Origin of the sequence: Methanococcoides vulcani (genome assembly GCF_900111645.1) — an archaeon.
Lineage (GTDB): Archaea > Halobacteriota > Methanosarcinia > Methanosarcinales > Methanosarcinaceae > Methanococcoides > Methanococcoides vulcani.
This window is the reverse complement of sequence record NZ_FOHQ01000001.1, coordinates 503,262-521,382: the sequence shown is the minus strand read 5'-3', so window position 1 is coordinate 521,382 and position 18,121 is coordinate 503,262. Positions and strand designations below refer to the sequence as shown.

Here is an 18,121-nt window from a genome sequence, read left to right as displayed (position 1 = left end):
CTATTATGATAATTTTATATTATATCCTTAACGAATTTTGCTTTTAACGAAGAGTACAAGCGTCTTGAAAATCTCGGAGACAAGCTCTCTGAAATCGAATCTCTCATAGATTGGAAATCATTTCGTCCAATTATAGCAGAGATGTATAACAACAAAACAGAGTTAGGTGGCAGACCAAACATCGATGAAATGGTCATGCTTAAGGTGCTAGTACTACAACAATAGCATGGTTTATCTGATTCTGAACTTGAAAAGCAAGCTACTGATAGAATTTCCTTTAGGAAATTACTGGAAATAAAGAGAAATGCTCAAAAAATTAGCCAAAAAAATTTGCTTTGAAAAAATCAGCAGTTAATCGCAATTCTCTGGACTTCAACGATTGTGGGAAATCAAAAATGTAGAAGTAATAAGAGAATATCTTGAAAAATGGCATTATTGGGGAACACACAGCAACATCAAGGAAATTATCACATTAGCAAAGATGATAAAAAGGATTTCTTATGGGATACTGGAATCAATTAAGGAAAATATCAGTAATGGTGTTGTTGAAGGATCGAACAACAAGATAAAGACTGCTTTTAAGAGATTGTACGGGTTAAAGACTGAGACGTATAGGAATACAATGATATTCTTAATGGCAGGTAAACTGAGTTTACCCACACGATGTTAAAGAGAAACAATAAAAATATGGAAGTTGGTTTTCTGCAGAGTTCTTCACACAGTGGCTTTCCTGAATTGATAGATACCAATAATCAACATTATTGCTGCAGCAACTGCAAGTCCTGCTATTCCTTCAAACGGTATTCCTCCTGTGAACAGTTCCCGTGTGCTGTCTATAGCATAGCTTACAGGATTCAGGTGTGCCATAAACCTTAACCATTCAGGCATGACATCATAAGGCATGAGCGCACTGCTTGTGAAGAAGAGCGGCATACTCACCATGCTGCTTACTGCCGCATATCCATCGTGGTCGCTAAGATGAAGGGCTACCGTTGTGGAAAGGGACGAAAATAGCACTCCGAATAGGAACAGTGTAATATAGATTAGAACAATGTTCATCGGATTTTCCAACCTCACCCCAAGCAGTGTGGCAATTATGAGTATCACGGTTGTCTGGAGCAGGCCGCGGGTGGTGATGAACATGATCTTTCCAAAGAGAATGCTCTCCCGGGGTGCAGGCATTGCAAGGAATTTGTTCAGAAAACCCAGCATTTTCTCAAATATCATAAGCGACCCTCCTTGAAGTGAGGAGAAGAGCATGGTCATTACCAGTATTCCTGGTGTTATGAATTCAAGATAGTTATCCGTGAACTTTGTGGGAAGAGTAAGCCCTACCAGTATAAGCCATGCAGCCGGCATCATAAGTGAACTGAAAACATTTATCCTACCGCGTGTCCATTTCTTAAAGTCCCTCTCAAAGTAATGTATAATTGCCCTCATGTCCTCCTCCTCAACATACTTCTAAACCTGAATGCATCAAAACCTTCCTCTTCTGCAGTTTTGATATTTTCAAGGAAAACATCGTTCATTGAAGCACCAGTCCCAAGACGTTGTTTCAGGTTCTTTGGCGAATCCACAGTTACAATGTTACCTTTATCGATGATAGCAACCCTGTCACAATACTCATCCGCCTCTTCCATATAGTGCGTGGTCATGAAAATAGTCATGCCTCGCTCTCGTAGCATGGATATATGTTCCCATATCTTTTTGCGTGCAGCCACATCCAGTCCCAAGGTAGGCTCATCCAGGAACAATACATTAGGTTTGTGCACAAGGGCCTGTGCCAGTTCCAGTCTTCTTCGCATACCGCCGGAATATGTTCTTACAAGGTCATCTGCACGCTCGGTAAGTTCCATCAGTTCAAGTACATTATCCACCTGATTTTCCCTGTCAGGCACACGGTATATCTTGGCATAGAGCCGTACATTCTCACGTCCGGTCAGTTTTATGTCAACTGCCATATCCTGAGGCACATAACTTATGGACTCCCGTACCTTGTTGGGTTCTTTTACAACATCATATCCACAGACCCGTGCTGAGCCGCTATTGGGTGTTAGCAGTGTGGTGAGCAACCTGACAGTGGTACTTTTTCCTGCACCGTTTGGACCAAGAAGACCAAATATCTCATTTCCAACTTCAAGATCTATATGGTCAACAGCACATAGATCCCCGAAATACTTTGTTAAACCGTTAATTTCTATCAAAGGTACCATCTCGCGAATGCATAAATCTCTCTTAAATACGTGGAATAATAAACCTCACTTGTGTACAGGTTAAAGAGTATCTTGACACTTATGATGGCTATTGCAAGTGAAACTGTGATCGTTATGATTGCAATGTCAAAATTGGAACATCTAAGTTCCTTAAGATATGTGCGTGTCGGGTTAGCACGGAACGCCCTGCTTTCAATCGATACCGCAAGGACACCTGCCCGCCTCACACAATTGGCAAGAGTGGGGGTAAGTATTCCCAAAGCTGTCTTGATCATGCCATATCCGAATTTTGTAGGTTTAAAGCCCTTGAGCCGCTGGACCGCTACCACAGTTGCCACCTCTGCAATAACGATTGGCAGGAAACGTACGGCTGTGACCACCATAAAAGCCACGCTGTATGGGATCTTAAGTCTCACAAGACCGTTTAACATATCTCTTGGATCGGTTGTCCAGCCCATCAATAATCCAAGTGACAGTACGGTAGCTGACCGCAGGGCTTGTACGGCTCCGTAATGGATTCCTTCTTTGTATATGAACAATCCACCATGCGTGAACCAGCCAAGGAACGGGAGGTCCGGGCTTATTATCGTGAAGATCACAGTTCTTGGAAGCTGGGAATAGAACAGGGCCTGGGAATACATAGTACCCCAGATCAAAAGTAACAATAAGAAACCCAGGGTTTTCAGCTTTATGAGCGGCATTTTTGCAGGTATGAACCCACCAAGAACTGTCAGGAACAGGATCAACATGGTTTCAGGATTATCCAGGGCTACAACAATAAATGAAACCGCCACCAACATTATGATCTTTGCTCTGGGATCCATCCGATGGATTATTGTATCCTTGATCGTGGGTTCTGAAATAGATCTTGCACGTATCATAATATCTCCACCAGTTCATCCACACAAAATGCATCCAGCCCAAGACTTCGAGCTATCTGCATAGCACAAGGCTGTTTCAAGGATGCCCGCTCAAGCACTTCTACATCCTTAAAGACACCTCTACTGTCACCATCCGCTAACACGGTTCCCTCGTTCATAACAACGATCCGGGTTGCATAACGTATAGCGGTCTCAACATCATGTGTACAGAAAACCAAGGTGTTGTCATTTTTCACAAAGTGTTCCATCATCTGTTCGATATGAAGCTTATCCTGTCCGGTAGTTGGCTCATCAAGAAGCATGAGCTTTGGCTGGACGGATAATACAGAAGCCACAGCCGTTCTCAGCCTCTGCCCCCTGCTCAATGCCTGGGGAGGGTCTAATCGCAGATCAAGGATCGACATGGATTCAAGAGCGTTCCCGGCCATCTGTACCGGGTCCTCCAATCCCAGATTTGAAGGTGCAAACCTTACTTCTTCCTCAACGCTGTCACAAAAGAGCATAAGGTCAGGATTCTGGAAAACCAGTCCCACTTTACTTGCAAAGGAATAGGGACCTTTAGATCCGGTATCAATTCCCATGATCTCAACACTTCCTTTATCGGGCTTTAACATCGCTGAGAGATGTAGCAGCAGAGTGGACTTTCCCGAACCGTTGGTTCCCATCAATGCAACGCGTTCTCCTTCATGGATATCAAGGTCTATACCTTTTAGCACCATTGTATCCTTTTCATATCCAAACCATACGTCTGTTATGGATATCACAGGATCTCCCCTGTTGCATTGTTCATTGGGGTAGTCGCTGCTTTCGTAGAGTGGAACCGTATTACATCCTGACTGTTTGCCAAGCATGTCCAATGCATCATCGACCAGAAGCGGCAACCTGTCATATCCAAGCCTGTGGAAGAGTTCTACAGTTTCAGGGATCCTGAGTCCAAGACTGTGGAATAGCCCTATGTGTTCAAATGCTTTTGAAATGGGCGCATCGAGCACGATCTTGCCTTCATCCATTACAACTATGCGGTCGACAAGATGTGCAATCTCATGGAGACGGTGCTCCACAAGAACAATGGTCAGGTCCAGTTTCCTGTTGAGCTCCCGGATCGTGTGCATGACATCGGCAGCACCCTTTGGATCCAGCTGGCTGATCGGCTCATCCAGAACCAGAATTCCCGGCATCATTGCCAGCATGCTTGCAATACATATACGTTGTTTCTGGCCACCTGAGAGTTTGCTGGTCTGTGCATATCTGTGATCAGACATACCTACCATCTCAAGCGAATCCAAAACCCTTCTGTCAATCTCGCTTTTTGAGAAACAGAGATTCTCAGGTCCAAAAGCAATCTCATCTTCAACAACAGTCGAGAATATCTGGTCATCAGGATTCTGGAAGACCAGTCCCGTAAGCTGGGCAAGGTCCATCATACAGGAATCAGCAGTATTCACATCATTGATGTTGACCTTTCCCGTCATTTCCCCGCCCGACTCATGCGGGATGATACCGTTGAGCATTTTTAGCAGTGTACTTTTTCCACATCCCGTTGGACCTGTTATTAGCACGAACTCCCCTTCCTCGATGGTGAGATCAATCCCTCTTAGTGTGGGTTCGTTTCTTCCTGGATAAGTGTACCATAGATCTTCAATAACAATCATTCAACCACCTTCTTGAGTTTGCTACCAAGTTTTATCCCTAGCCATGCCCCGATGAAAGTGTAGATAAAACCGTCAATGAGGATATTGGCTTTGAGGTACCAATCACTGTAGAACAGTCTGTACAAAACCATCCAGAGACTGAAGGAGACATACTGGGATATCGCATCTGCAACTCCACATGCCAGCCCTGTCTTGAGCTTGTCCATATTTCCTCTGGTTGTACCTGCTGCATACAGCATGATTTCCAGAATAATTGCATTGACAGAATAGGATAACAGGAATACCGGATTAAAATGTCCAAGCACTATACCATTTAACAGGTAACGGACCATCAGCAGCAGGAACACAACACCCGGTTTTGGTATCAGCACCACAGCTGCAACAATCAGCATGTACAGGATCACTTCATAAAAGATGCCCGTGAAAAGGAAACTGAAGGGTCCAAATACAGCATGGGATATCTCCCATAGGAAGGTCATGGGGATATTTACCGCCGCAAAGGAGGCAGTACCAAAGAGGGATATCATCACAAGATGACGAGTTTTAAAGCTGTTCATGATTTCGTTTGAACGTGACACAAATATCCCGATGGTAGTAATGCTCAAGAAAAAGGCAACTAAACTGACAACTACTGAAGTCCAGTTTCTGGAGATAGCAGTGATCTTATTATCAGACGTTGCGGCATCCCAGTTACTTCCAGTGACCGTTACCCGGGCACGAAGCAGATACTCGCCGCCCATTACCGAATCTGTGGTGTAGATAGGCAGGCCAACGACCTTACTTGATCGTGCAGGCAGTATGATGTTAGAATAGCTGAATGTTTTGCTTGACATGCCCATAAGGGTTGGTTTGAACTCTCCGATCTCCTGCATGGTCTTGATATCAAGGATCTCATAGGACACAATCAGTGGTACTGCTTCATCACCATTGTTTTCGATCTCAACTCCAACATAGCTTACCCTGACATCCTCATTGCTATCACCCATACCAGCTATCTTTTTAATTTTGTTGATGAATGGGGAGGCTTCCTGCAGAATGATGGAGTTTTCCGGTCTGCTTGGATCGCCCACTCCATCTTCATCAGATGGTATCACCACACTGACTATGGAGATCATGTCAGAAATTTCATTCTTTGATGCGACCCTGAGCGTGGTCTTGCGCTCGATTATCTCATGCTGGTCCCCAAAATCAATGTATGCTGTTGTGTTAATGGTATATATCCCGCAAGGTACATCAGGCGGAACATGAAAATCGATGAACCGATACCAATCATCATACTCGGTGTGAAGCCTGAACATCTGCACGGTTTCGTCTTTTACCTCGAACTCATCAGGAAGGTCCAGATGTACTCTGACATCCATGTCCCCGTGTTGGAAGCTCTCCACAAAAAGATATGCTGAGAGGTTGCTGCCCTGTACTGCAAGTCCACCCTCTTTAGCACCATAGGGGACCTGCACCGAAAAGGAGAACATCTCCTCTGGTGCAAATCCTACGTCCTGTGCTGTGCTCAGGGGAAGAGTGAGAAGTACCAGAACCAGAGCTAACAGTATCGGTTTCATCAGTCTGCCTTGATCTTCATTCTGATCTCTTGCATTTTCTCATTCCAGTCGGGAACATCTTCCGTCGTCATGATATCCACGGCTCCGCCCTGGAACTCCCCTTCCCCTGCTAGGTCTTCCATCCAGCCTTCTATTTCAAGGTAAGCATTTTTAAGCCCATCAAGCACATCCGGATCAGCATCCCATAATCCCCTTGACTCGGCTTCCAGTAACCTGCGGCCGATCTCTTCCAGAGCATACGGGTTATTTTCTTCAAAGAACTGCCGCGTCTCATCATCCAGCACAAAGGTCTTTGTTATGTCATCAAAGATCCAGTCATCGACCTCCTGAGTGGATGCCTCCCAGCCATATACCCTTCCAATCCTCTTGGAAATATCGCCTGCCCCTTTGTATCCGTGCTCCTTCATCCCCTCTATCCACTTGGGATTCAGAAGTTTTGTCCTGACCACACGCCTGATCTCGTCGGCCAGGTCTCTGACCTCAACATGTCCGGGCTCTCTGGTATCACCATAGTATGTTTTCACCTCCTTTCCTGAAAGATGTCTTGCAGCCGCGGTCATCCCGCCATGGGCGCCAAAATAACAACAACATCCGCACAGATCATATTCATCAGTTACAACTTTGTTGAAGGTGGCGTCAACCGTTTTCAGATTATTAGCAAGATGCTGGTGAGCCTCTGTCCCATTTACGTCCTTTCCATAGGCATAGCCGTTCCAGTAAAGGAATATTTCAGCAAGGTCCTTTTCATCTTTCCACGCACTGGCATACACCGCAAGCTGTACACCAGCGGAATATGTCCCGGGTTTGCTTGAAAATATCCTCAGGGTCGCATCCCGCCAGCTTGTACCCTCCTTTGCCATCTCAAGGGAATGCTTGCGTACATAGTTCATGTCCAGTGGTTCATCCAGTGATGCGACAGCCTGTATGGCTTCATCTATAAGTTCGATACAGTTGGGGAAGTTATCACGAAGGATGCCCGATACCCTGAGAGTAACGTCTATTCTGGGTCTTCCAAGCTTGTCCTGCGGGATGATCTTAAAACTCTTGACCCTGCCGTTGCCCTGCCAGACAGGTTCAACACCCAACAAGCTCATTATCTGTGCCATCCCTTCACCATCTGCCCACATGATGTCGCTTGCCATCCAGTAGAATGCCAGATTTTCGGGAAGCTTGCTTTCTTCGTTTACATATTTATCAACCACAGCCTGTGACAATTTCTTCCCAACTCGCCAGGCGGCTTTGGTAGGAACCTTATACGGATCAAGAGAATAGAAATTCCTGCCTGTGGGCAATATGTCATCCCTGCCCCGTGTAATAAGGCCTGAAGGACCCGCAGGAATATAACCTCCATCGAACCCATGCAACAGGCTTTCAATCTCTTTTGAATCTTCTATCCGCAGGTTAAGGTCAGCGATGCGTTCACTGATTGCTGCAAGCCCTGTCTCTGTACCTAGCAAGCGGTCGCCGAGTATCTCTCCCACAATTGCAGATACATCCGTTGTGTTGTCCTCCAGACATTTCCTGATGAAATCTTTGCATAAGGCATCTATTTCCTCAAGGATCTGACCTGTGGACCTGCCGTCTGGCAATACCGCACCCTTATCAATAATGAGTTTGTCAAAATCCAGTTCCATCAGACCTGCCATGATCCTGCGAAGTGAAGCACCTCCATCAGCATCATCATATCGCAAAATGGAGTTTATGAACTCGACACGTCTTTCCCCCTTTGGCAGTTGGCCAAAGATGTGCATTCCACTCTGTATTTGTGTGTTTCGTATTTTTCCGAGGGCCTCATGTGTCCGGGTTACAACATCGCCGAAGGGCATATTATCCTCAAGACGTATTTCAGACCGGAGATTGGATTTGTCGATCTCATCATAGATCAGGTGCTCAAGTGCATGTGCACGCCCGGGATCATGTTTAGCCTGCTCGTATTCCCCAAGCAACCGATCAAGTTCTTCCAGTTCATCATAAAGTCCGCTACCAGTCATAACGGTCTGCATATGGTCAACGAGTGTGGCAAGCCCCCTCCGCTTGGCAATTGCCCCCTCCGGCGGATTATCAGCGTTGTAGATATACAGATGCGGAATACTGCCTATTGCAATGTCAGGGTAGCATTCACCAGAGAGACCCACACCTTTGCCCGGCAGGAACTCCATGTTCCCATGTGTGCCCACATGAACCAGCACATCTGCCCCAAAGGTGTTCTCAAGATATCGGTAAGTCGCCAAATACTGGTGCGTTGGCGGAAGATCAGGATCATGTAATATCTTGCATACTTCTCCATCACATCTGGTACCGGCACATCCGCGTTTTGGCTGCACACAGACTACCGCATTACCAAAACCCACGCCCGTCACAACTATCTTACATTCATGGACCATTGCAGCGGGCACACCGTCCTTTGCCTCACCGGGAGGATTACCCCATGCATCGATCATTCTGTCTTTGACCTTCGGACTAAGTGTATTGAAAAAAACCTCATATTGTTCTTTATCCACAAGGTCCAGATAACCGCCGTTTTTAACAATCTCTCCCACTGTCGTCCATCTGAACTCTGAGATCGCCTTCTTTTTCATGATGGTGTCGATGAGCTCCTTGCCATCTACAGGCGGATTGATCTGATACCCCTCATCTTGCATCCGGTTCAATATCCGTGCCGTGCTTTCAATGGAATCGAGGTGAGCAGCACCACCGACAGTGGCTTCGACACTTGCACATGGATTGTTATGAAGGATGAAAGCAACCCTGCGCTCTGAGATCGGCTTATTCCTTAGCTGCACCCATTTTTCCACCCTTGATGCCAGTTTGGAGCAACGTTCCACTATGGGAATGCGTTCTATATAGTTATCCTGCACTCGGCCTGCACCTATTATTATAGGCTCAATAACGCCTTCGAACTCAGGCATGGCCACGCTCCAGCCAATGTCACTGCTAAGACCATTGGACTCTTCCCACTGTTCCGTTGTCGTATGGTATGAAATAATGGGCTGGAACACAGGGACATCAAGTTCCGTTAACAGGCCAATACCATTTCTGGCATTTGCCTCATCATGTGTCTTGTTGATGCTACTTGTGATAAAGAAAGGTGAAAGTTTCACAAGAGCATCAATAAGGGGTTTTCCGTCTTTGACAAAGTACTCGTTGATGACCTCGTCCATCCCCCTGGCACCCAGCTCATCATCTTTAACAGAATAGGTAAAGACAGGTATCACGCCCAAACCCCTACTTTCAAGCTCTTTTATTAAGGTATTCTCGATATCCAGAGCATTGTTTACCCATGAGGTTCTCGAAAACAGGATTCCGACAGTCCTCCTGCTATCAGGCTTATACCACTGGAGATACTTGTCTACGTTTGGGAATTGGTACGATGCGTCCGGATGGTACAGCCCATCCCATAGTACCTTTTTAGGGGGCCCGGCCTCAAGTTCCAGTCCCAAAGCTTCTTTTCCGAGATAAAGCAAGAGGTTGGTGAGGTTCTCCTCACCATTAAAGGTGATATAGGAATAACAATTGGCTACAATCTCCGGTCCCACTGTCGAAAGCTTCCAATACGCCGGGTCATGTCCAAGACATACAACAGGAACCCTGTCCTTTATAGACTCTAGTTTTTCCTCAAGTTCTTCCCAAAAAAAATTATCCGTATGATAGAGGAGGATCACATCCGCCTCATCACACGCCTTAACTGCCTCCTCCATCTTTTGGGGATCGTCTTCAAGAACTCCGGTGGCATATGCAGCTAGTTCGAACCCGAGTTTCTCGCTCGCCCTTGCAAGCACCGGAATATAAGAGTTCCACATTATAGATGCTATTTTCATGATCAACCTCTTAATTTAAAATATGAACCTTGTAATCTCCGATCACGCTGCCGTCCTCCAGTCTTGCAGGAGCCTCGAAAGCTGCAATATACCTGCCATCGGGGGAGATATCGGCTGCTATGGTGATACCCTCTGTCCGGTACACATTGACAAGCTTTGATGTGGCACCACCATTCTTGGACATGTCAAATACGTAGACTCCGTGGACATCCAGGTTGTTTGTCACCAGATTCTGGGATATGGGTGCAACAAGGTAGGGGTCTGCAATCCCCAGCTCTCCTGTATAGCCTTCAACTCTCCACTTCCAGAGGAGATTGCCATCCAGATCATAGACATACAGGCTGTTTCCTCCGGGGTGCTCGATCGGAGCATCCTTATCTTTAGCTTTTGAGAAAGTACTTCCTACCGAGAATATGATGCTGTCATTGACGTTGTAGCCGTAATTGGCACTACCATAGATTGGAATGCCGCTCACGGTAATAGGTGTGGATATGTTCTTTTGCCACACAGGTTCTGAATTTCCGGTCTGCAGGATCTCTTTGTTGTTGAATAGATAACCGCGTCCATCACTTGCAAGTGAGGTCACATAATTTCCATCAGGTGTGATGGTCGTGCTGTACCAGACGGATACCGATTTAAAATAAGGCTCCAGAGGTGGGATCTTATAGTTCCACAGTTCCTCTCCAGATTCTCCATTTAAGACATGAACTGTTCCATCTTTCCATTTTTCAGACTTCCCGAAATTTGCAGTGCTGAAGACCACATATTCGCCATCCGGTGTTGCATCAATCCATGACACCCCAGAGTCCATGTTCTCCGAATCCGGGAACTTCCAGAGAAGATTACCTTCGGGATCAAGTGAGTATACCCTTGCACTGTATTTGAACGTCCCTGAGACCCAGCCACAATAACGGCTGCCTGCAGCATAGACATTCCCATCAGAATCGAAAACTACCTTTCTTACAGAAGGCATGTATTTGAGGTCGGATCCCAGATCATCCGCAATCCTGAACTTCCAGCGCTGTGTTCCATTGATATCGAAACAGTAGATAAATCCATCAATACTCTTTTCTGTTACGTATAGGGAGCTGCTGTCAGGAGAGAACTCCATACACATAATATTTCCTTCGGATATTTTTTCATCAAATATCTCATTCCCCTCAACCACATTAATAATACGCAGATGACCGTTATGGGTCCCAATACAAAGATACCTGCCATCAGGAGAGAACTTCAAGACACCTTCCACATTATTTGTGGTCTTGCATATCTCGCCGGGTTCCACATCTTCAAGCTCGATCGTATCCACATTAAGTAGCGCAGGCTTGGCAGGGGCATATACGTCCAATGTGCTAACCGCATTGTTGTCTGCTACGACCTCGAATCTGTATTTCACGTTCTGGTCCCAGTCAAAACCTGCAAAGACCTCTTTCACACGCTCCCCCACACTTTGTGAGACCAGCTGTTTCCCGCCATCATATACATTAATGGTGGAAACCTCTTCGTCATTCCCCATACTTATGAGGGCACCAGTCCGCATAAAGAGAATCGAGTCGATGGGGACTCCAGCCTCTGCCGTATTTTCAACATCCCCTGAAATTGATGCTGACGTGCTGTTTGTATCAGGGTTTTCAGAAACACATCCTGCGATCATTGAAACCGCAAGTAAGATCATTATAATTTTCCATTTCATCTTTTCACCTCAGAAGTATCAACCTGTGTTCCCCCATCACATCCCCATTTTCCAATTCTACAGGCACCTCGATGGCTACCTGGTATCCTTCAGCTGAGATGTCCGAATCCACAACTATGCCCTCTGTGTTAAACATCCAGTACATCTTGGAAGAAGCGCTTCCAGGGATCTGGTTGTCAAAGACATATAATCCATGGGCGTATGTATCTCCGGTGACGATGTTCTTACCGACAAGCAGGGAGAACTGCTGTTTATCCTTTGAGAAAGAAATGCCACTGCTGTGTCCTTCCATTCCATACTTCCATGAAAGGTTCCCATCAAAATCATATACTAAAAGGGAATTTCCATCGGGATGTTCCATTGGCACGCTGTCAGGGTAGTATGCCGGGAATGTGGACCCGGTAACATAGATGATTCCATCTGCGGCGACATATGCACTGTCACCATAGGCATATATGGCACTTCCAGCCACCTCCTGTGGAGTGGAGACCTCTATTTGCCACTCTGGCTTAGCTATCCTTCCTATATTCGAGTCATTGAACAGATATGCCCGCCCGTCACCTGTAAGGACGGTTATAAGATCCCCATCATCCGAGACATCCAGCCCATGCCAGACTGCAGCCGAAGTAAAATAAGGTTTAAGCGGTTCAATTTCAAAATCCCATCTCAGATTACCGTTCTTATCAACAGAGTGGACGACTGCATCAACTCCAAGCGAGTTCGTCCAGTCACCTGCTACAAAGACCACATTGTCTCCATCAAGGCTTGAATCAATCCAATTAATGCTGCGGTCATAGTTCCCTGAAGCGGGGAGTTTCCATACAAGAGTTCCGTCCGGATTGAATCTGTACACCCTGGATGCCAGACTGTACGTATCGTCCTTCCAGTATCTGCTTGCAGCAACGTATACGGAATCATTGGTGGTGATTATCCTGTACACAGCAGGTTGATATTTTGCAACTGAATGTGTTCCAAGGTCATCAGCAGTCCTGTACCTGTGCACTTCTTCCCCGGAATGGGCATTTAGTGAGTATATATAACCCTCCTGGCTTTTTTCACCCACCATCAGGTACATTCCATCCTTTGAAAATGACATGTCATAAATGGCTCCAGCGACGGTTTTCTCCCAGGATACCTCTCCACTTATCACATCAATAGCCTGGATATGGCCATTTGCTGTACCCACCACCACGGTTTTGCCATCGGGTGAGAATTTTGTACATTCCCTGACATTTGTCCACCCCTGTGAAATGTTCTCTGCCGGGACGTTTTCAAGTTCCAGCTCCCACACCATATATGGAGACTGGAATTCATCGCCAACAGGCATAGTTTTAGATGCAGTGTTTGGTTCTGCATTTTCATCGTATGACTGTTCTTCTTCAATTACCTGAGCAATACTATCGGTTTCGATCACATCCATGTTTTCGCTTTGGGCTATGCACCCTGAAAATAATACAACAGCTAGTAATGTGATCAACACGGCCATTATTGTTTTTTGCATATTTATCACCTTTTTATGTATATATCATGATATCCGAGATATTGAGCATGTTTCGATATTCCGGGCTTTCATCTTTCATGCCTACACTTATCCGGACAATCTCCACATCGCCAAAGGAGCCACAGTATTTTTCATAGTCCTCCCTGACATCTCTTTTTACCGAATTCATTGGAATTCCTGATATTACTACGGACGGCGAGAACCTCATCCTATTCTCCTCGTCCCGGTAAAATTCTCCCTGTGATAGCGGATTCATACTACCACTTGCCACATAACAGATGGACTTGTGATTGTTGAAAGTAAGTTTCATCCAGAGCTGGAAACCGCTCAGGTCTTCTCCAGACCAATGCCATGATATTTTTGCAGGTTGCAGTGTTACATTTTTACTCCATTCTCCCCCATTCATGTTCATCGGTTCGCCTGTATCCAGACACAACGTACCGTCTGCATGGGTGAGCATGGGACTGTCTGCTATGCCATAATCTTCTTCGAACCCTTCATGATACAGTACTTTCTCGGAGAGTACTGGATTCAAAAGCGTAACTGCAATAACAATCATTCCAGCAGTAAAGGCGGCAATTAGAGCAATTTTCCTGTGTTTCATCCGGTGTGCCCAATGGAATCATAGTTAATAAATATTTCTATTTTAGTAACATTAGATATGGCAATAATCTATTTTTGTAACATTAAATGTTATTATTATATCAAAAGATTTAACTAATATCGCAGTTTAGCAAAAACATGTTATGAATAGATATTGTAAAGGAGGTATAGGATATTACAATTTCAGCAAAAAATATGTTAGGAAAAAACCCTTTCAAAGGAAGAATCGGCTCAGGAATAATGTCCCTAATGATACTACTTTCACTTGTTTCGGTGGGTGCGGCCATGGAGGAGAGAGGACCAATTTCAAGTATTGAAAGTGGTGAAAGCGTTATCATAGATGCTGCCGGTTTCCCGGGATTTTACTATTCCACATCTTCTGGCACGTACTACGAAACACTGATGCTGAACTTTTCTGAAGATGGCAGGGTTGATGTTGGGGACGCGACCTATACGCTGAAGATAAGCTACGGTTCAACTGCACTGCTGGGTGATAAATACAAGGTCCTAAATGCCGGCAACCAAGACCTGCTGCTTAGCAAGAGTCTTGTTAGTTATGGTAAAAGAACGCTGGAAATTGGCCAGGATTACGCCCTTGGTGAAGAGTATAAACTCGTTCTCAAGGACATGAACAAAGACGGGGGCTTATTCGAATTACAGAAGAACTCAGTGCCGGTTTCAACACAGGTTCTCAAGGAAGGGGAAAAATTCGAATACAAAACCAAGATCAACGGCACAGAATACAAAACCATCACTGCAACCGTTGAGTGGATAATGTTCGGAGAATCTCCTACAGCCCGTCTCAAGAGCGTGACCCAGTATTCCGAGAATCCGATTGAGATTAAGGTCGGAGATATGTATGGTGAGTTCAAAGTCACAAACATCGAAAAAAAGAAGATCGAACTGAAGAATACTGTCCCTATTGATCTCCAGCCTGGCAGAGAAGTTTCGATCCTTGACGATTTCATCAAGTTCAAGGTTGCAAAAAATGTCTATAGGGCATACCCATACACCCAAAATGATGACGTTAAAAAATATGATGTCAGAGGCACGGCTTTTAATCCGAAATACGCAACATCATTTAGCTGGACTGCAGACAACTTTGGATCCTTTTTCTATGATCTTGAACATGACCTGAGCACCGAACAAATGGACCTTACTGTAAATACAGCAACCGAAAATGTTGAAAAAGGAGATCTTGTGTATGAGTCAACACCTGTAAAGATCCCATACAAAAATCCGGAGATGATGAACTGCCAGAAAGAGTATTTTAAAAACGGATATTATGTGATGGGCTGGCAGGGAGACAAATTTGCTGCTCTTGGAAGTGCAGGCAGGCTTTCGAAAATAATAATGGACAGCGATGAAGATAAAATCTTGAAAGTAGGGGAAGAATGGGACCTTGGTGAAGGGTATACCTTAACAATAAAAGACATATCAGCCAATTCGGTCTACACATGTTTATCCAAAAATAATATTCCGGTCCATTCAACCGTGATAAAACCAGGTGAATCCGCAGACATCGGTACTCACACACTTATATACACTCGAAATATCGATGATGTAGATGTCCCAATCGTTTCTGTATACTTCAAGAACGTGTTTAGAGCAGATACAAATCTGGTGGAGTTAAAGTATCCTCTGCATTTCTCGGATAGCCCACTGGAAATTGACATCGGTGACGAGATAGGGGAACTAAAAGTTACTCATAACGATGAGAAGCTTAGACTTGAAAATAAAAGAAAACTGCATTTGGACGGCAAAGTGGAAATAACCGATGATATGTGGCTTAGAGTGCTGAGCAGCAAGTTCATACTCTACCCGTATATATCCAGAGTGGAGTGTGGTGAATTGATTATTCATGAACAGTCCCTGCCCGTGATAACTTTGGAAGAATACCTGATGGGTGCTTAAATATGAAAAGCAATTCCAAAACAACCTACCCTTTCACTGCCATTGTAGGGCAGGATAGGATGAAGAAAACACTGATATTGAATGCCATTAACCCAAAGATCGGCGGAGTTCTGATCCGTGGGGAAAAGGGGACTGCAAAATCCACGGCTGTGCGTGCACTTGCAAATCTTCTTCCCCGGATCGAAGTTGTGGATGGGTGTATGTTCTGTTGCAACCCCCATGATAAAAATGAGATGTGTGAGGAGTGTATCAAAAAAACAAATAATGGCGAACCTGAGACATCTCATCGGAATATGCGGGTTGTTGACCTGCCGGTCAGTGCCACTGAGGACAGAGTGGTCGGAACCCTTGACATAGAGCATGCCATCAAGAAGGGAGAGAAGCGCTTTGAAGCCGGTGTGCTGGCAAAGGCTCACCGCAGCATCCTGTATGTGGACGAGATCAACCTTTTAGATGACCACATCGTAGATGTGCTCCTTGATTCGGCCGCAATGGGTGTGAACACCGTGGAACGCGAAGGTGTGTCATATTCTCATCCTGCTTCTTTTATCCTGATAGGTACCATGAATCCCGAGGAAGGAGAACTGCGACCTCAGCTTCTTGACCGTTTTGGATTATGCGTTGATATCGAAGGGATACATGAAGCGTCTGCAAGGGTTGACGTTATTAAGCGAAGGGTTGCATATGAAAGCGATCCTGAAGGATTTGCCTGCCAGTGGAAGGGATCGGAGGCCGATCTGCGCAGCAGTATCATGAATGCAAAGGAATTGCTGCCAGATGTCCGGATATCAGATGATATGCTCGAATTAATAGCACAGATATGCATCGACATGAACGTAGACGGTCACCGTGCTGATATTACCATGATGAAGACGGCCAGCACCATCTCAGCCCTTAACGGTCGCATAGCGGTCAGCGAGGAAGATATAAGAGAGGCTGCAGAACTTGTTCTTTCTCATCGGATGCGCAGAAAGCCTTTTGAGGAACAGTCCGACAACCGGGATAAACTGGATGAGACCTTTGAAAAACACAAGGAAAAGCAGCAAGAAAATAAAGAACACAAGGATAATCCGCAAGAAGATGAAGAGCAGACGGAACGGTCCGAACATAACGGACAAAATGACGATGGTAGCTCAGATGATGGAGGGGGTATACCTGATAGCCCCTCCGAGACTACTTTTGAAACGGGTGAAACATTCCAGCTGAAACCCATGTCTGCGGAGCATGAGCTAAAGAACAGGGATGGTTCGGGCCGGCGTAGTAAAACACGTACCAATTCAAAGTCGGGGAGGTATGTAAAAAGTGCAATACCGCATGAGAAAACAACGGATATTGCCTTTGATGCAACTTTCAGGGCAGCAGCTCCAAACCAGCTCGGGCGGGAGAAGGATGGCAAAGCTATTGCCCTGCATCAATCAGATATTAGGGAAAAAGTGCGCGAAAAAAAGATAGGCAATACGATTCTGTTTGTGGTGGATGCCAGCGGTTCAATGGGTGCCCAGGAACGTATGAGGAGTACAAAAGGTGCAGTTCTGTCCCTGCTCATAGATGCATATCAGAAGAGAGATAGGGTAGGACTTGTAGCATTCAAGGGTCAGAATGCTGAACTCCTGCTCCCACCAACATCGAGTGTTGAACTTGCAAATAAGTACCTTAAGGACCTTCCAACCGGAGGCAAGACCCCTTTGCCGCATGGTCTCTCAAAAGGGTATGAAATCATACAATCTGAAATCAAGCGTGAACCGGACACATGTCCATTCATCATCCTGATATCAGATGGTAAGGCAAACGTTAGCATGCAAGGGGGATCAGCCATGGAAGAAACAAAGAGAATTGCTTCTCAATTTAAAATGGATGGAATACAATCTACCGTAATTGACACAGAAACAGGTGCCATCAAATTCGGTTTTGCGCGACAGATATCAGATGCCCTTGGAGCCAAATATTTAAAACTTGAAGAGCTAAAATCAGATTCGATTGTGGATGCAGTAAAATATTCTATTGTAGGGTAAGGATTTGTGTGAAAAACTTAATCAGAAGTTTTGAAACCAGCTCATAATCATATCACCAGAACTAGCATTGTTTATGTTATCTGCCGATACAATGCTTGCAGTTATCATCAGGAAAATCATGGATATGCACCTATTCCCGAAAGTCACAAATAATAAAAATTTGATTTTAATTATCAATCCCAAGTTTGACAGTTTTATTTTTAATCAACTGAATATCTATCTTTCTTCGTTTTCGCCACAATCTAAGTATTTCTGTATTCTTCTAGTCGATTGAT

At 45.1% G+C, this 18,121-nt stretch carries 11 protein-coding genes and 2 pseudogenes; 4 read left to right on the top strand and 9 right to left on the bottom strand.

The features are described 5' to 3' along the window. Positions 1–21: 21 nt before the first annotated feature. Both BMX02_RS02670 and BMX02_RS02665 read left to right on the top strand, forming a co-directional pair. Positions 22–291, top strand: a pseudogene (locus tag BMX02_RS02670) (transposase); the annotation flags it as partial. A 79-nt stretch (positions 292–370) separates the two neighbouring features. Next, a pseudogene (locus BMX02_RS02665) lies at positions 371–670 on the top strand (transposase); the annotation flags it as partial. 44 nt (positions 671–714) lie between these two features. Here the strand turns inward: BMX02_RS02665 and BMX02_RS02660 are convergent. Genes BMX02_RS02660 through BMX02_RS02620 form a run of 9 tightly spaced genes read right to left on the bottom strand, consistent with a single transcriptional unit; the run spans position 715 to position 13,921 of the window. Next, positions 715–1,440, bottom strand: a complete 726-nt coding sequence (locus BMX02_RS02660; protein WP_091688805.1) for an ABC transporter permease — start codon at positions 1,438–1,440, stop codon at positions 715–717. Then, positions 1,437–2,213, bottom strand: coding sequence for an ABC transporter ATP-binding protein (locus BMX02_RS02655; RefSeq protein ID WP_177165237.1), 777 nt, complete (start codon positions 2,211–2,213; stop codon positions 1,437–1,439). Before BMX02_RS02655 ends, BMX02_RS02660 begins: the two co-directional genes overlap by 4 nt. Further along, positions 2,201–3,094, bottom strand: a complete 894-nt coding sequence (locus BMX02_RS02650; protein ID WP_091688803.1) for an energy-coupling factor transporter transmembrane component T family protein — start codon at positions 3,092–3,094, stop codon at positions 2,201–2,203. Before BMX02_RS02650 ends, BMX02_RS02655 begins: the two co-directional genes overlap by 13 nt. After that, positions 3,091–4,746 carry an ABC transporter ATP-binding protein gene (locus tag BMX02_RS02645; protein WP_091688801.1) on the bottom strand — a complete coding sequence of 552 codons (1,656 nt, stop codon included), beginning with the start codon at positions 4,744–4,746 and terminating at the stop codon, positions 3,091–3,093. The genes BMX02_RS02650 and BMX02_RS02645 overlap by 4 nt, the downstream gene beginning before the upstream one ends. Next, complete coding sequence (locus tag BMX02_RS02640) at positions 4,743–6,305, bottom strand: hypothetical protein (RefSeq protein WP_091688799.1); 1,563 nt, start codon at positions 6,303–6,305, stop codon at positions 4,743–4,745. Before BMX02_RS02640 ends, BMX02_RS02645 begins: the two co-directional genes overlap by 4 nt. Then, complete coding sequence (gene cobN, locus BMX02_RS02635) at positions 6,305–10,123, bottom strand: cobaltochelatase subunit CobN (protein ID WP_091688796.1); 3,819 nt, start codon at positions 10,121–10,123, stop codon at positions 6,305–6,307. The genes BMX02_RS02640 and cobN overlap by 1 nt, the downstream gene beginning before the upstream one ends. 10 nt (positions 10,124–10,133) lie before the next feature. Further along, positions 10,134–11,816: a WD40 repeat domain-containing protein gene (locus BMX02_RS02630; RefSeq protein WP_091688794.1), complete on the bottom strand. Its 1,683-nt coding sequence runs from the start codon at positions 11,814–11,816 to the stop codon at positions 10,134–10,136. 4 nt (positions 11,817–11,820) lie between these two features. Further along, on the bottom strand, positions 11,821–13,317 hold the full coding sequence (locus BMX02_RS02625; protein WP_091688792.1) for an outer membrane protein assembly factor BamB family protein: 1,497 nt from the start codon (positions 13,315–13,317) through the stop codon (positions 11,821–11,823). A 13-nt stretch (positions 13,318–13,330) separates the two neighbouring features. After that, positions 13,331–13,921, bottom strand: coding sequence for a hypothetical protein (locus BMX02_RS02620; protein WP_244625024.1), 591 nt, complete (start codon positions 13,919–13,921; stop codon positions 13,331–13,333). 239 nt (positions 13,922–14,160) lie between these two features. Here BMX02_RS02620 and BMX02_RS02615 point away from each other — a divergent pair, with 239 nt between their 5' ends. After that, positions 14,161–15,834, top strand: a complete 1,674-nt coding sequence (locus tag BMX02_RS02615) for an S-layer protein domain-containing protein (protein WP_218138493.1) — start codon at positions 14,161–14,163, stop codon at positions 15,832–15,834. Between the two features lie 2 nt (positions 15,835–15,836). Continuing rightward, positions 15,837–17,846: a putative cobaltochelatase gene (locus tag BMX02_RS02610; protein WP_091688788.1), complete on the top strand. Its 2,010-nt coding sequence runs from the start codon at positions 15,837–15,839 to the stop codon at positions 17,844–17,846. Positions 17,847–18,121 lie beyond the last annotated feature (275 nt).

Coding starts and splice junctions, on each gene's coding strand:
- BMX02_RS02660 (WP_091688805.1), bottom strand. CDS start 1,440: ATGAGGGCAATTATACATTACTTTGAGAGGGACTTTAAGAAATGGACA.
- BMX02_RS02655 (WP_177165237.1), bottom strand. CDS start 2,213: ATGGTACCTTTGATAGAAATTAACGGTTTAACAAAGTATTTCGGGGAT.
- BMX02_RS02650 (WP_091688803.1), bottom strand. CDS start 3,094: ATGATACGTGCAAGATCTATTTCAGAACCCACGATCAAGGATACAATA.
- BMX02_RS02645 (WP_091688801.1), bottom strand. CDS start 4,746: ATGATTGTTATTGAAGATCTATGGTACACTTATCCAGGAAGAAACGAA.
- BMX02_RS02640 (WP_091688799.1), bottom strand. CDS start 6,305: ATGAAACCGATACTGTTAGCTCTGGTTCTGGTACTTCTCACTCTTCCC.
- cobN (WP_091688796.1), bottom strand. CDS start 10,123: ATGAAAATAGCATCTATAATGTGGAACTCTTATATTCCGGTGCTTGCA.
- BMX02_RS02630 (WP_091688794.1), bottom strand. CDS start 11,816: ATGAAATGGAAAATTATAATGATCTTACTTGCGGTTTCAATGATCGCA.
- BMX02_RS02625 (WP_091688792.1), bottom strand. CDS start 13,317: ATGCAAAAAACAATAATGGCCGTGTTGATCACATTACTAGCTGTTGTA.
- BMX02_RS02620 (WP_244625024.1), bottom strand. CDS start 13,921: ATGAAACACAGGAAAATTGCTCTAATTGCCGCCTTTACTGCTGGAATG.
- BMX02_RS02615 (WP_218138493.1), top strand. CDS start 14,161: ATGTCCCTAATGATACTACTTTCACTTGTTTCGGTGGGTGCGGCCATG.
- BMX02_RS02610 (WP_091688788.1), top strand. CDS start 15,837: ATGAAAAGCAATTCCAAAACAACCTACCCTTTCACTGCCATTGTAGGG.